At 72.9% G+C, this 12,812-nt stretch carries 12 protein-coding genes; 7 read left to right on the top strand and 5 right to left on the bottom strand.

Features of this window, described 5'->3' with window-relative positions:
* Window positions 1–9: 9 nt before the first annotated feature.
* Window positions 10–3,279: a BTAD domain-containing putative transcriptional regulator gene (locus ABZX30_RS16120; protein WP_355933965.1), complete on the bottom strand. Its 3,270-nt coding sequence runs from the start codon at window positions 3,277–3,279 to the stop codon at window positions 10–12.
* 609 nt (window positions 3,280–3,888) lie between these two features.
* Here ABZX30_RS16120 and ABZX30_RS16125 point away from each other — a divergent pair.
* Window positions 3,889–4,659, top strand: coding sequence for a site-2 protease family protein (locus ABZX30_RS16125; protein WP_355933917.1), 771 nt, complete (start codon window positions 3,889–3,891; stop codon window positions 4,657–4,659).
* Here the strand turns inward: ABZX30_RS16125 and ABZX30_RS16130 are convergent.
* Window positions 4,641–4,898, bottom strand: a complete 258-nt coding sequence (locus tag ABZX30_RS16130; RefSeq protein ID WP_355933918.1) for a hypothetical protein — start codon at window positions 4,896–4,898, stop codon at window positions 4,641–4,643. The genes ABZX30_RS16125 and ABZX30_RS16130 overlap by 19 nt on opposite strands.
* 4 nt (window positions 4,899–4,902) lie before the next feature.
* Window positions 4,903–5,607, bottom strand: coding sequence for an NADPH-dependent F420 reductase (gene npdG, locus ABZX30_RS16135; RefSeq protein WP_355933920.1), 705 nt, complete (start codon window positions 5,605–5,607; stop codon window positions 4,903–4,905).
* 157 nt (window positions 5,608–5,764) lie between these two features.
* On the opposite strand from npdG, the gene ABZX30_RS16140 reads away from it, so the two are divergent.
* Complete coding sequence (locus ABZX30_RS16140) at window positions 5,765–6,361, top strand: hypothetical protein (RefSeq protein ID WP_355933922.1); 597 nt, start codon at window positions 5,765–5,767, stop codon at window positions 6,359–6,361.
* Window positions 6,362–6,447: 86 nt separating this feature from the next.
* Here the strand turns inward: ABZX30_RS16140 and ABZX30_RS16145 are convergent, their stop codons facing one another.
* Window positions 6,448–6,681, bottom strand: a complete 234-nt coding sequence (locus ABZX30_RS16145) for a hypothetical protein (RefSeq protein WP_355933924.1) — start codon at window positions 6,679–6,681, stop codon at window positions 6,448–6,450.
* 58 nt (window positions 6,682–6,739) lie between these two features.
* On the opposite strand from ABZX30_RS16145, the gene map reads away from it, so the two are divergent.
* Window positions 6,740–7,597 carry a type I methionyl aminopeptidase gene (gene map / locus ABZX30_RS16150; RefSeq protein WP_355933925.1) on the top strand — a complete coding sequence of 286 codons (858 nt, stop codon included), beginning with the start codon at window positions 6,740–6,742 and terminating at the stop codon, window positions 7,595–7,597.
* A 32-nt stretch (window positions 7,598–7,629) separates the two neighbouring features.
* Here the strand turns inward: map and ABZX30_RS16155 are convergent, their stop codons facing one another.
* Window positions 7,630–8,289 carry a PhzF family phenazine biosynthesis protein gene (locus ABZX30_RS16155; RefSeq protein WP_355933927.1) on the bottom strand — a complete coding sequence of 220 codons (660 nt, stop codon included), beginning with the start codon at window positions 8,287–8,289 and terminating at the stop codon, window positions 7,630–7,632.
* A 225-nt stretch (window positions 8,290–8,514) separates the two neighbouring features.
* Between ABZX30_RS16155 and efeO the strand changes: the two genes are divergently transcribed.
* From efeO to ABZX30_RS16175, 4 genes are read left to right on the top strand one after another with little or no spacing between them, the layout of a single operon-like run.
* Window positions 8,515–9,648: an iron uptake system protein EfeO gene (efeO, locus tag ABZX30_RS16160; protein ID WP_355933928.1), complete on the top strand. Its 1,134-nt coding sequence runs from the start codon at window positions 8,515–8,517 to the stop codon at window positions 9,646–9,648.
* Window positions 9,649–9,661: 13 nt separating this feature from the next.
* The gene (gene efeB / locus ABZX30_RS16165; RefSeq protein ID WP_355933929.1) at window positions 9,662–10,921 is read left to right on the top strand and encodes an iron uptake transporter deferrochelatase/peroxidase subunit; all 1,260 of its coding nucleotides are present in this window, start codon (window positions 9,662–9,664) and stop codon (window positions 10,919–10,921) included.
* Between the two features lie 2 nt (window positions 10,922–10,923).
* Complete coding sequence (gene efeU, locus ABZX30_RS16170) at window positions 10,924–11,805, top strand: iron uptake transporter permease EfeU (protein WP_355933931.1); 882 nt, start codon at window positions 10,924–10,926, stop codon at window positions 11,803–11,805.
* Window positions 11,756–12,757, top strand: a complete 1,002-nt coding sequence (locus ABZX30_RS16175) for a hypothetical protein (protein WP_355933932.1) — start codon at window positions 11,756–11,758, stop codon at window positions 12,755–12,757. The genes efeU and ABZX30_RS16175 overlap by 50 nt, the downstream gene beginning before the upstream one ends.
* Window positions 12,758–12,812: the final 55 nt, after the last annotated feature.

A 12,812-nucleotide genomic window follows, 5' to 3' on the forward strand; every position in this document is an offset into this window, starting at 1 on the left:
CCGGGCGTGTCAGACCAGGGCGGTGGCCTCCGCGAGGGAGAGGCCACCGCCTTCCGTGTAAGCGGAGTCGTACGTCTCCTCGTCGAGCACGGCCCGGACGGCCGCCTCGGCGCGCTCGCGCACCGCGCGCTCGACGGTCCCCGCGACGTGGCCGGACGGCAGCAGCGCGTCGGCGGCGCCCAGGCAGCGGGCGGCGTCGCGGGCCCGGAGCCCGCCGTCGACCGCGGGCAGGGCCGTCGCGGCGATGATCAGGTACAAGTTGCGCAGGTGCGGGGCGATGGTCTGGGACAGCGGTTCCTCGGCGCGGTCCAGCGCGCGCCGGATCGTGTCCAGGGCTTCGTCGGGGCGGCCGTCGACGGCGTCCACCCAGGCCTCCTGGCCGAGGATGAGGGCGTCGAAGACGGCGAAGTGGGCGATCCCGAAGTCCCGGCGGAGCAGGCGGAGCTGTTCGCGGGCCTCCGCGACCCGGTCGGTGAGCGAGAGCCAGCCGGCGAGGAAGAGGCGGGCCATGGGCATCGCCTCGTTGGTGCTGCCGTCCCGGCGGGCGATGACCTCGCGCAGCATGCCCTCGCCGCGCTCCGGCTCGCCCGTCTCCAGGAGCACGGCGGCCAGGCGGACACCGAGCACCGCCGTCTGGGCGCGGGCACCGAGGCGGTCGGCCTGCTCGATGGCCGCCCGGAAGTCGGCGGCGGCCGACTCGTACTCGCCCTTGCGCTCAAAGGACTCGCCGCGCGCGGAGAGTGCCTCGGCGGCGCCCCAGGTGTCGCCGAGGCGCTGGAAGATCTCCAGTGCCTCGTCGGCGTCGCGCAGCGCGTCGCCCGCCCAGTCGCTGCGGTTGGCGAGGATGTTGGCCCGTATCTGCAGCGTCGTGGCCAGTTCCCAGTCGAAGCCCGGGGTCTGCCGGGAGGTCCGCACGCAGGCGTCGATGATGGTGCGCAGCCGCTCGATCCCCTCGGTCAGCAGCACGGCGAAGAACCACAGCATGCCGGGCGGACGGCAGGTCTGCGGCAGGCCGGGTTCGTACACCCGGGTGATGACGAGCAGTTTCGCCCGGGCCGCGGGGGTCTGCCAGGCCTCCAGTTCGGTGTCCATGCAGGCGAGGTGCGCCAGGTGCAGGCCGCGCCGGGCCTCGTCGAGGAGTTCGCCGGTGTACGGGGGCGGGACGTCCGTGCAGCGCTGCCACATCGGCGCGGCGCGGCGGACGGGCTCGTCGAACGGGTCGGGGCCGAGCGCCATGACCTCGCGGCACAGGGTGCGGGCCTCGATGCGCAGGTCGCGCATCTGCCAGTACCAGATGAGGGAGAGAACCAGGCAGATCGCCTCCTGCTCGTCCCGTGCGGCGACGGCCCGGCGCAGGGCGGTGCGCACGTTCTCGTACTCCAGTTGTAACCGCGCGATGGCGGCCCGCTGGCCGGAGCCGCGCAGCAACGGGTCGGTGGTACGGGCGAGTTCGCGGAAGTACGTCAGGTGGGCGTGCTCGGCCTCCGCGCGCCGCCCGGCCTCGTCGAGCCGTTCGCCCGCGTACTCGGCGACGGTCTCCAGGAGCCGGTAGCGCATCCCGTCGGGGGCGGGGGCGGCGACGACGAGGGACTTGTCGACCAGGGAGCCCAGCGCGTCGAAGGCGTCCGGCCCGCACACCGCCTCGGCGGCGGCGAGGTCGCAGCCGCCCGCGAAGACCGACAGACGGCGCAGCACCTCGCGTTCGCCCTCGTCGAGCAGGTCCCAGGACCAGTCGACCACGGCCCGCAGGGTCTGCTGCCGGGGCAGCACGGTGCGGCTGCCGGAGGTGAGCAGCCGGAAACGGTCGTCGAGCCGGTCGACGATCTGCCGGGGCGTGAGCATCCGCAGCCGGGCGGAGGCGAGTTCGATGGCGAGGGGCAGGCCGTCGAGGCGGCGGCAGATCTCGGCGCACGCCTCCGGGTCGTCCTCGGTGCGGAAGCCGGGCCGGGCGGCCGCGCCCCGCTCGGCGAGCAGCCGCAGCGCGACCGGCTCGGGCAGCGGTTCCACGGGGCGCAGCAGCTCACCGGGGACGCCGAGGGGTTCCCGGCTGGTGGCGAGCACGGTGACCTCCGGGCAGCGGGCCAGCAGCCGCTCCGCGAGGCGGGCCGCCGCCTCCACCACGTGCTCGCAGTTGTCCAGGACGAGCAGCATGCGGCGCCGGCCGCAGTGCTCGACGAGCCGCTCGACGGGGTCGTCGTGCCGGTCGGCGACGGCCCGCAGGCCCTCGGCGCCGGCGCCGTGCAGCACGGTCTCGCGGGCGCCGATCGCGGTGAGCACGGCCTCCGGTACGGCCTCCGGGTCGTCGACGGGCGCCAGTTCGGCCAGCCACACCCCGTCCCGGGCCGCGTCCCGCACGGCTTCGGCGGCCTCCTGCGACAGCCGGGTCTTGCCCGCTCCGCCGGGCCCGAGCAGGGTGACCAGCCGGGCCGCCGCGAGGTCCGAGCGGAGTGCCTCGATGTCGGTCTCCCGGCCGACGAACGAGGTGAGGCGGGCGGGGAGGTTGCCCGGTGCCGGGGGCCCGGCGGCCGGGCGCACCGGTGGCGTCGCCGGCCGCGGGGACAGCAACTCGGCGTGCAGCGCGCGCAGTGCGGGCCCGGGATCGGAGCCGAGCCGCTCGGCGAGGAGCTGTCGTACGTCCTCGTAGGCGGCCAGCGCCTCCGCCGTGCGGCCCGCGTCGCGCAGGGCGCGCAGCCGCAGGGCCTGGAGGGGTTCGTCCAGGGGGTGGGTGTCGCACAGGGCGGTCAGCTCGGGCAGCGCCCCTTCGGCGTGGCCGAGGGCGAGGGCGGCGGCGTGGCGGGCGCGCAGGGCGTCCAGGCGGCGGGTGTCGCACCGGGCGGCCTCGGCGGTGCGGTCGGGCAGGTCGGCCAGGGCGGGCCCGTGCCACAGCGCGAGGGCGTCGTCGAGGACGGTGGCCGCCTTCGCCGGGTCGTCGTCGGCCAGGGCGCGCAGCCCCTCGCCGGTGAGGCGTTCGAAGCGGTGCAGGTCGATGTCGTCGGGAGCGGCGGTGAGCCGGTACCCGCCCTCCGCCGAGGCGACCGCGCCGGCCCCGAGGGCCCGCCGGAGCCGTCCGACCAGCGCCTGCAGCGCGGCGGTGGCGTCGGCGGGCGCATCCCCGTCCCACACCTCGTCGACCAGCACGCCGACCGGTACCGTCCGGCCGGGTCTGAGCGCGAGCACGGTCAGCAGCGCACGCAGGCGCGCTCCGCCGACGGGGACGGACGTGCCGTCGGGCCGGAGTGCCTGGGTGGTGCCGAGGATGCGGTAGCGCACGGGCCCTATTGTCCCCGCTGATCTCATCGCCGGTCACGGAGTTCGCGCGGCGGGGCGCCTGCCGTGTCCGGGCCGGCGACGGGCTGCCGGAAACGTCGGGGACGACGGCACACGCACCCCGTCGTCCCCGCCCCTCCCCTCACCGCCGATCACCGCCGACCACCGGGCAGGCACGGCCCGGAGGCTCGTGGCGTCCGCCCAGGATTCACCGCACGCCACCCGAGGACGGCGACGGGCCGCCGGGGACGTCCGGGATGACGAGGGCACCGTCCGTGTCCCGCCTGCGCCGGGGCCCGGGACGGTCTCCGCGTACTCCTGGTGGCCGAGGTGGATCGCGCGGACGCGGCCCGTGGTGGTGGGCCACGTGTCGCCGTGGTGCTCGACCCCCGGCAGCCCTTCGTGCTCCTGCTCCTCCAAGCCGCACGCCCGCAGGTCGCCGCCTTGCACCGGCATGACCGGCCAGGTGGGCCCTCGTACGGCGCTCGCCTCGTAAGCATTGCCCCGCCTTCCCAGGAACCGGCACCCGGCCGCGAGACGTTTTCCCCTTGCGCCCGGTACGGTCGGGCGCGCCGACCGACCCCAGCCGGCCCCCGTTCGCGACCCACAGGAGTCCGCCGCATGACCACCGCCACCACCCGCCACAGCGAGCGGCGCATAAGTCCCGTCTTCCTCGGGATCCTCGCCGTCACCGCGGTCACGGGATGGGCCACCTGGACGGGGTTCGCCGAGCAGCCGGGCGTCGCCGTGTTCCTGTTCGTGACGGCCGCCTGGATCGTGTCCCTGTGCCTGCACGAGTACGCGCACGCGCGTACCGCCCTGCACAGCGGTGACATCTCGGTCGGCGCGAAGGGCTACCTCACGCTGAACCCGCTGAAGTACACGCACGCCCTGCTCAGTGTGGTGCTGCCGGTGGTGTTCGTGATGATGGGCGGCATCGGGCTGCCGGGCGGCGCGGTGTTCATCGAGCGGGGCCGGATCCGGGGCCGGTGGCGGCACAGCCTGGTCTCGGCGGCCGGCCCGCTGACGAACGTGCTGTTCGCGGCGGTGTGCACGGCGCCGTTCTGGCTGGGCGCGCTGGACGGGGTGCCCCTCGAGTTCCGCCTCGCCCTCGCCTTCCTCGCGCTGCTCCAGGTGTCGGCCGCGATCCTGAACTTCCTGCCGGTCCCGGGCCTGGACGGCTACGGCGTGATCGAGCCCTGGCTGTCGCAGGGCGTCAAGCGGCAGGTGGAGCCGTTCGCCCCGTTCGGGCTGCTGTTCGTGTTCGCACTGCTGTGGCTGCCGTCGGTCAACCACGTGTTCTTCGGCCTGGTCGACGCGGTCCTGCGGGGCCTCGGGGTGAGCGAGTTCGACACCTCCTACGGCTGGAGCCTCTACCGCTTCTGGGAGTAGCCGGCCCGGCCCCGCCGCAGGTAGTACCAGGTCATGTTGGACGACAGACCGGCGAGCAGCACCCAGACGATCCCCAGCCAGCTGCCCTGGACGAAGGAGACGACGGCCGCGACCACGGCGAGGAGGCACACGGCGAGGGCGTAGACGGCGAGTCGCCGGGTCGGGCCGGGCGGGGACAAGGGGGGCATTTCGGGAGGCTCCTGTCGGGGGACACCGCTTCGGCGACCAGTGTCCCCCATCCGGTCAGACGTCCGTGACGCGGAGCCCCGCGTGCGCCTTGTACCGGCGGTTGACGGAGATCAGGTTGGCCACCAGCGACTCCACCTGGTGGGCGTTGCGCAGCCGGCCGGCGAAGATCCCGCGCATGCCGGGGATGCGCCCGGCCAGCGCCTGGACGGTCTCCACGTCGGCCCGCTCCTCGCCCAGCACCATCACGTCGGTGTCGATCTCGTCGACCGCGGGGTCCTGGAGGAGGACCGCCGAGAGGTGGTGGAAGGCCGCGGTGACCCGGGAGTCCGGCAGCAGCGCGGCGGCCTGCTCGGCGGCGCTGCCCTCCGCCGGCTTCAGCGCGTAGGCGCCCTTCTTGTCGAAGCCGAGGGGGTTGACGCAGTCCACGACGAGCTTGCCCGCCAGTTCCTCGCGCAGGCCCTCGAGGGTCTCGCCGTGCCCCTCCCACGGCACCGCGACGATCACGATGTCACTGCGCCGCGCCGTCTCGGCGTTGTCGGCGCCCTCGACGCCGTGCCCGAGCTCCTCGGCGGCGGCCCGCGCGCGCTCGGCGGCCCGCGACCCGATGATCACCTTCTGGCCGGCCCTGGCGAGCCGGTAGGCGAGGCCCTTGCCCTGCGGCCCGGTGCCGCCGAGCACGCCGACGACCAGTCCGGAGACGTCGGGCAGGTCCCAGGGGTCCTTGGCGGGGGCCTTCTGTGCGCTGTCGCTAGAGGTCATGGGCCGACTCTACGTCCGCCGTCCCGGCCCCACCGGTTCAGGTGGGCCGCAGCACGGGCGGACCCGGACCCGCGGTCATCGGACAGTGTCCCCGAATCGGGCTAATCCCGCCTGAACTCCGCGTCCCGGAGGACCGGTTGCGGCACCATGCGGTCGTATGGACGCCGTACGGGTCGCGCTGCTGCGCGAAGTGCTCGCCGGGACCGAGTGGCTGGGCGCCACCCGGCGGTTCGCGGGCGTACTGCGCGGGTCCGTGGTGACGTACGGCGGCGGGCTGCTGCTGGTGGGCACCCCGGAGTACGAGCCCTGGCACCTCGCGGCCCACCTGGTGGACGAGGCCGCCTGGTCGGGCACGCCGGAACTGGCCCCGGCCCTCGTCCGGCACGACGCGTGTCCCACGGACCCGGCGCACCTGGCCGTGGGCCCCGGCCGGCTCGAGGCGGCCCGGCGCGGCGAGACCCTGCTCGTGGTGGCCCCGGCCGAGCCGGCGCCCCTGCTCCAGCGGGTGCACGACGCCCGGCGCGCCGGGGTGACGGTACTGGCCCTGGGCGCCGGCGGGGGCGAGCTGGAGTCCATGGCCCACGAGACCCTGGCCGTGCCGGAAGGGGCCGAACTGGACCTGGACAGCGTGCAGCACCTGGTCAGCGCGGCGGCCGGCGAGAACGGCGGCTCCCCGCGGACGCGACGCCGCTTCCGTGACCGTCTGTCGAGGCTGGCGGAGGCCTTGACCGCGCCCCCGCCCGCCCCCTGGTGACGTTTGTCGCCCACCACCCGTCCCGGCCGGCCGTGAACGGAAGGGCCGGGATCAGTCCTGCCGAGGCCGGATCACCCCTCGTGGGATCACTCCTCGTCGGAGCTCCCGCCGGCCGGCGCGTCGTGCCAGCGCGGGTCGGTCTCCCACTCCAGGTTCCGCTCGCGGGCGGTCTCCATCGCGTGCTCGGCCTCGGCACGGGTCGCGTACGGGCCGAAGCGGTCCTTGGCCGGGCACTCCGGGCCCTCCTCGACCTTCTTGTGCTCCAGGCAGTAGTACCACTCGCCGGGCTTCCCGGCGGTCCGCTTCTTGAACAGGGCCATGACCAGCTCCTCTCGCCACCGACATGTTCCCCCACACCCGCTGGTTAGACTCGCTGACATGTCTGGCCAGTCGCTGCTCGTACCAGGGGAGCTGTCCCCCACCCGTCCGGTCCCCGGAAACATCCGCCGCCCCGAGTACGTCGGAAAGCCCGCGCCGACGCCGTACACCGGGCCGGAGGTGCAGACGCCCGAGACCGTCGAGGCGATGCGGAGGGCCGGGCGCATCGCTGCGCGGGCCATGGAGGAAGCCGCCAAGCTCATCGCGCCGGGTGTGACCACGGACCAACTGGACAAGGTCGCGCACGAGTTCATGTGCGACCACGGCGCCTACCCGTCGACGCTCGGCTACCGCGGTTTCCCCAAGTCGCTGTGCACCAGCGTCAACGAGGTCATCTGCCACGGCATCCCGGACTCGACGGTGCTCAGGGACGGCGACATCGTCAACCTGGACGTGACGGCGTACATCGGCGGGGTGCACGGCGACAACAACGCCACCTACCTGGTGGGTGACGTCGACGAGGAGTCACGGCTGCTGGTCGAGCGGACCCGGGAGTCCCTCAACCGGGCGATCAAGGCGGTCAAGCCGGGCCGGCAGATCAACGTCATCGGCCGGGTCATCGAGTCCTACGCCAAGCGCTTCGGCTACGGGGTGGTCCGGGACTTCACCGGGCACGGCATCAACGCGTCGTTCCACTCCGGGCTGATCATCCCGCACTACGACAGCCCGCAGGCCACGACGGTCATGCAGCCGGGGATGACCTTCACGATCGAGCCGATGCTGACCCTGGGCACGCACGAGTACGACATGTGGGACGACGGCTGGACCGTGGTGACCAGGGACCGCAAGCGGACGGCGCAGTTCGAGCACACCCTGGTGGTGACCGAGACGGGCGCCGACATCCTGACCCTGCCTTAGGGCCCTTCTGGCGGATCTCCGTCAGAAGGGCCCTAAGGCCGCTCCGGCTGGCGTTCCAGGACCACGCGGCCGCCGACCTCCACCCAGCCGCCGGGCTGCGGGGCCGTGAGGATCTGGGATCCGGCGCCCTGGGTGATGTTGAGGGCGCGGCCCAGCCGCTCCGTGAGCAGCAGGGCGGCCGCGCCCGTCGCCTCGTCCTCGTCGATGCCGTCGTCCCGGCCGGGGAAGGCCCGGGCGCGGATCCGGCCGGCGGCCTCGTCCTCCCACGCCCAGGCGTACGTCCATGCGCCGGGTGACGGCACGGGCAGCGCGTCGACCTCGGCGGCGGTCGCGTACTGGCGCAGGGTGCGCGGCGGGGCCCACTCGGGGCGGGCCTCGATCCAGCTGAACTCGCCGTCCAGGCGGACGCCGACGACTCCGGCCGGGGTGACCAGTTCGGGCACGTCCAGCAGCCAGCCCACACCGACGCAGGGGTGACCGGCGAAGGGCAGGCGCAGGGTGGGCGTGTAGATGTCGAGGACCCCGCGCTCGGGGTCGTCCACGAACACCGTCTCGCTGAAGCCGAGCTTCGCCGCGAACGCCTGGCGGTCGTCGGGGCCGGGGATCCGTGAGCCGTTGCGGACGACGCCGAGCTCGTTGCCGTATCCGCCGTTGGCCGCGCAGAAGACGCGCAGCACGTCGTAGTCAGTCACGAGGGAATTGAAGCATCGCGACGGCGGCCGGGACGCCCGGCGACCGCTCCGCGATCACTTGACCCCCACTTTACCTCCCCTTGGGGTCTGTTTTCCGCCGTCGATATCAAGCCGTGTCTGTGATCTTTCTGTGGGCGCTGAACCGGGGGCCGGATGGGTAGCACTGAGGTTAGCCTCAGGTAAGTTAGGTCAGCCTCACCACATCGTTCCCGCTTGGAGCCCCGCATGCGAGCCGTCCGCCTCACCGTCACCGCCGCCGCGACCGCGGCGGCTCTGACCGCCCTGTCGGCCTGCACTGCGAAGAGCGACGCCAAGGGCGGCGAAGCCATCCAGGTGACCGCCGCCGACTCCACCTGCGAGACCTCGACCAAGTCCGTTCCGGCCGGCCAGGTCACGCTCAAGATCGAGAACAAGGGCAGCAAGGCCACCGAGGTCGAGATCGTCCTCCCGGACGGCCGGATCATCTCCGAGAAGGAGAACGTCGGCCCCGGCACCAAGTACACGCTGACCGCCGAGGTGAAGGCCGGTTCCTACGAGATCGCCTGCCGCCCCGGCATGAAGGGCCACGGCGTCCGGCAGAAGCTCACCGTCACCGGCGGCTCCACCGCCCGGCGGAACCCGCAGCTGGACAAGGCGGTCGCCGACTACCGCGACTACGTCCAGGACCAGGCCGACCAGACGCTGCCGCTGGTCGGGACCTTCGCGAAGGCGGTCAAGGACGGCGACCTCGAGGCCGCCAGGAAGGCCTACGCCCCCTCCCGCCTCGGCTGGGAGCGCACCGAGCCGGTCGCCGAGTCCTTCGGCGACATCGACCCGAAGGTCGACATCCGCGAGGACGGCCTGGAGGACGGCCAGAAGTGGACCGGCTGGCACCGCCTGGAGAAGGCCCTCTGGGCGGACAAGAAGATCGGCAGCGAGGAGAAGTCCCTCGCCGGCCGGCTGGTGACCGACCTCGAGGACTGGCAGAAGCGGGTCGGCAAGGCCGAGATCACCCCGACCTCCATGGCCAACGGCGCCAAGGAACTGCTGGACGAGGTCGCCACCGGCAAGGTGACCGGCGAGGAGGAGGCCTACTCGCACACCGACCTGGTCGACTTCAAGGGCAACGTCGAGGGCGCGCAGAGGGCCTACCAGCTGCTCGAGCCGGTCGCGCGGAAGAACGACCCGGCGCTCACCAAGGAGCTGGACAAGCAGTTCACCGCGCTGAACACCCTCCTCGACACGTACCGCCCGGACAAGAACGCGTACGACTTCGTCTCCTACGACAAGGTCACCGACGAGCAGCAGAAGGAACTGTCGGACGCGGTCAACGCCCTCGCCGAGCCGCTGTCCAAGCTCGCCGCCGCGGTCGTGAAGTAGGGAGGGGACCACGATGACGCAGACCCAGGCAAGCAGCCCGTCCCGCCGCTCGCTGATCGGCTGGGGCGGCGCCGGCCTCGCGCTCGGTGCCGCCGCGGCCGGCGGCGCGGTGGCGATGGCGAAGACCGGCGACGACGCGGACCCGGCCGCGGCCGGGACGGGCGGGGCGGTGGAGTTCCACGGCGCCCACCAGGCGGGCATCGCCACGCCGGTGCAGGACCGGCTGCACTTCGCCGCGTTCGACGTGAAGACCGAGGACCGCGCCGAGTTCGTGCGCATGCTGAAGGACTGGACGGCCGCCGCGCGCCGGATGACGGCCGGCGAGCCGGTCGGCGAGGGCGCGTACGGCGGGCTCGCCGAGGCCCCTCCGGACGACACGGGTGAGGCGCTGGGGCTGAAGCCCTCGCGGCTGACGCTGACGATCGGGTTCGGGCCGTCGTTCTTCGAGAAGTTCGGGCTGTCCGACAAGCGGCCGGCCGCACTGGCCGACCTGCCCGCCTTCCCCGGTGACAACCTCGACAAGTCCCGCACCGGCGGCGACCTGTGCGTCCAGGCCTGCGCGGACGACCCGCAGGTCGCCGTGCACGCGATCCGCAACCTGGCCCGGATCGGCTTCGGCAAGGTCGCCATCCGCTGGTCGCAGCTCGGCTTCGGCAAGACCTCCTCGACCACGCCGGACGCCCAGACCCCCCGCAACCTGATGGGGTTCAAGGACGGCACCCGCAACATCGCCGGCACCGAGACGGACCGGCTGAAGAAGTTCGTATGGGTCGGGGACGGCGACGTAGACGACAACGCGGCCTGGATGACCGGGGGTTCCTACCTGGTCGCCCGGCGGATCCGGATGAACATCGAGACCTGGGACCGCAGCTCGCTGCAGGAGCAGGAGGACGTGTTCGGCCGCGACAAGCGCGAGGGCGCCCCGGTCGGCAAGGCCAAGGAGCACGACGAGCCGTTCCTGAAGGCGATGAAGCCGGACGCGCACGTGCGCCTGGCGCACCCCGACTCCAACGGCGGCATCACCATCCTGCGCCGGGGCTACTCCTTCACCGACGGCACCGACGGCCTCGGCCGCCTGGACGCGGGCCTGTTCTTCCTGGCCTACCAGCGTGACGTGCGCAAGGGGTTCATCCCGCTGCAGCGGAAACTGTCGGCGCACGACGCGCTCAACGAGTACATCCAGCACGTGGGATCGGCGGTCTTCGCCGTCCCGCCCGGCGTCCGGGACTCCGGCGACTGGTGGGGCCGCACGCTGTTCTCCGAGGAGGCGTAGCCGTGTTCTCCAACTACCTGATCGGTCTGCGCGAGGGCCTGGAAGCCAGCCTCGTCGTCTGCATCCTCATCGCCTACCTGGTCAAGACCGGCCGCAGGGACGCCCTGAAGCCGATCTGGACCGGCATCGCCGTCGCCGTCGCCATCGCGATGGGCTTCGGCTGCGTCCTCGAGTTCGGCTCCCAGGAGCTGACGTTCAAGGCGCAGGAGGCGCTCGGCGGTTCGCTGTCGGTCGTCGCGGTGGGCCTGGTGACCTGGATGGTGTTCTGGATGCGGCGCACCGCCCGGCACCTGAAGTCGGAGCTGCACGGCAGGCTCGACGCGGCCCTGGCGATGGGCACGGGCGCGCTGGTGGCGACGGCGTTCCTGGCCGTGGGCCGGGAGGGCCTGGAGACCGCCCTGTTCGTGTGGGCGTCGGTGCACGCGGCGTCCGACGGCACCCCGCGCCCGCTGATCGGTGTGGCGCTGGGCCTGGCCACGGCGGTCCTGCTCGGCTGGCTGTTCTACCGGGGCGCGCTGCGGATCAACCTCGCCAAGTTCTTCACCTGGACCGGCGGGATGCTGGTCGTCGTCGCGGCCGGCGTGCTGGCGTACGGCTTCCACGACCTCCAGGAGGCCGACATCATCCCGGGGCTGACGCACCTGGCGTTCGACATCAGCGGCGCGATCCCGCCGGACAGCTGGTACGGCACGCTGCTGAAGGGCGTGTTGAACTTCCAGCCCGACCCGACCGTGATCCAGGTCACGGTGTGGCTGCTGTACCTGGTCCCGACACTCGCGGTGTTCCTCGCCCCGGTAGGGTTCGCCTCCGGGAAGGGGAAGGTGACCGTACCTGATGACCAGGGATCGCAGCCCTCGCAGCCCTCGCAGGCTCCGCAGGCGTGACCGGAACGCATTCATGGCGGCCTCGCTGACCGCTTTGTCGCTGACGGCGAGCGGATGCGTGGTGGTGCACGGGGAACGCGAAGTGCTCCCCGCCACCACCCGCGCCGAGGCCGCGAAGGCGCTGCGGCAGTTCACGGACGCGTACAACGCGGCCGACAAGGCGTACGACCGTTCCCTGGACGCGGACCACGTCACCGGCGCGTTCGGCGACATCGACGGGGCCCGGCTGAAGGCCGGGCACGTGAACAGCCCGGACGGGAACCCGGGGCACACGCCGCTGAAGCTGTCGGACGCGAAGTACACCATCGTCAAGAAGGCGGGCTGGCCCCGCTGGTTCGTGGTGGACGCCGCCGCCAACAAGGGCGGTGCCGCACGCTGGCTGTTCGTCTTCACCCGCGACGATGTCACCGAGCCGTGGCAGGCGGCGTACGTGACGCTGGTGGCCCCCGGCAGCGTGCCCGAGTTCACGAAGGACGCGGACGGCTGGGGCGAAGCGGTCCCCGCGAACTCCGCCTCGCTGGCCGTCGAGCCGGGGACGCTCAGCCAGGCGTACGCGACGTACCTGAAGAGCGGCGGGAGCGCCTTCGCGGACGGCACGCACACCAGCGGGTGGCGCAAGGACCGCGCGAAGGGCGCCAGGAAGCCGGGTCTGGTCACCCAGTACATCGACGAACCGCTGACGAGCGGCGACTACGCGCCGCTGGCGCTGCGCACCGCGGACGGCGGGGCGCTGGTGTTCTTCACCACGCACCACTACGAGAAGCGGACCGCCGCCGCGGGCACCTCCGTACCCGTCCCGGGTGACGATGTGAAGGCCCTGACCAAGGGCGAGATCAAGCAGTCGCTGACGCTGGAGTTCATCTCCAACGAGGTCGCCCTGGACCCGAAGCCGGGCGGCAAGGTGTCGGTACTGGGCCGCATCCAGGGCCTGACGGGCGCACAGGGCGAATAGCCCGCCCTCAGCCGAGCCCCGGCCTCCCGGGCCCACCCGGAAGCCCCGGCGCCGC

Origin of the sequence: Streptomyces sp. NPDC004542 (assembly GCF_040610035.1) — a bacterium.
Lineage (GTDB): Bacteria > Actinomycetota > Actinomycetes > Streptomycetales > Streptomycetaceae > Streptomyces.

Excerpts from the sequence above, each read along its gene's own strand:
- ABZX30_RS16125 (WP_355933917.1), top strand. The coding sequence starts at position 3,889 with ATGACCACCGCCACCACCCGCCACAGCGAGCGGCGCATAAGTCCCGTC.
- ABZX30_RS16130 (WP_355933918.1), bottom strand. The coding sequence starts at position 4,898 with ATGGGGGACACTGGTCGCCGAAGCGGTGTCCCCCGACAGGAGCCTCCC.
- npdG (WP_355933920.1), bottom strand. The coding sequence starts at position 5,607 with ATGACCTCTAGCGACAGCGCACAGAAGGCCCCCGCCAAGGACCCCTGG.
- ABZX30_RS16140 (WP_355933922.1), top strand. The coding sequence starts at position 5,765 with ATGGACGCCGTACGGGTCGCGCTGCTGCGCGAAGTGCTCGCCGGGACC.
- ABZX30_RS16145 (WP_355933924.1), bottom strand. The coding sequence starts at position 6,681 with ATGGCCCTGTTCAAGAAGCGGACCGCCGGGAAGCCCGGCGAGTGGTAC.
- map (WP_355933925.1), top strand. The coding sequence starts at position 6,740 with ATGTCTGGCCAGTCGCTGCTCGTACCAGGGGAGCTGTCCCCCACCCGT.
- efeO (WP_355933928.1), top strand. The coding sequence starts at position 8,515 with ATGCGAGCCGTCCGCCTCACCGTCACCGCCGCCGCGACCGCGGCGGCT.
- efeB (WP_355933929.1), top strand. The coding sequence starts at position 9,662 with ATGACGCAGACCCAGGCAAGCAGCCCGTCCCGCCGCTCGCTGATCGGC.
- ABZX30_RS16175 (WP_355933932.1), top strand. The coding sequence starts at position 11,756 with ATGACCAGGGATCGCAGCCCTCGCAGCCCTCGCAGGCTCCGCAGGCGT.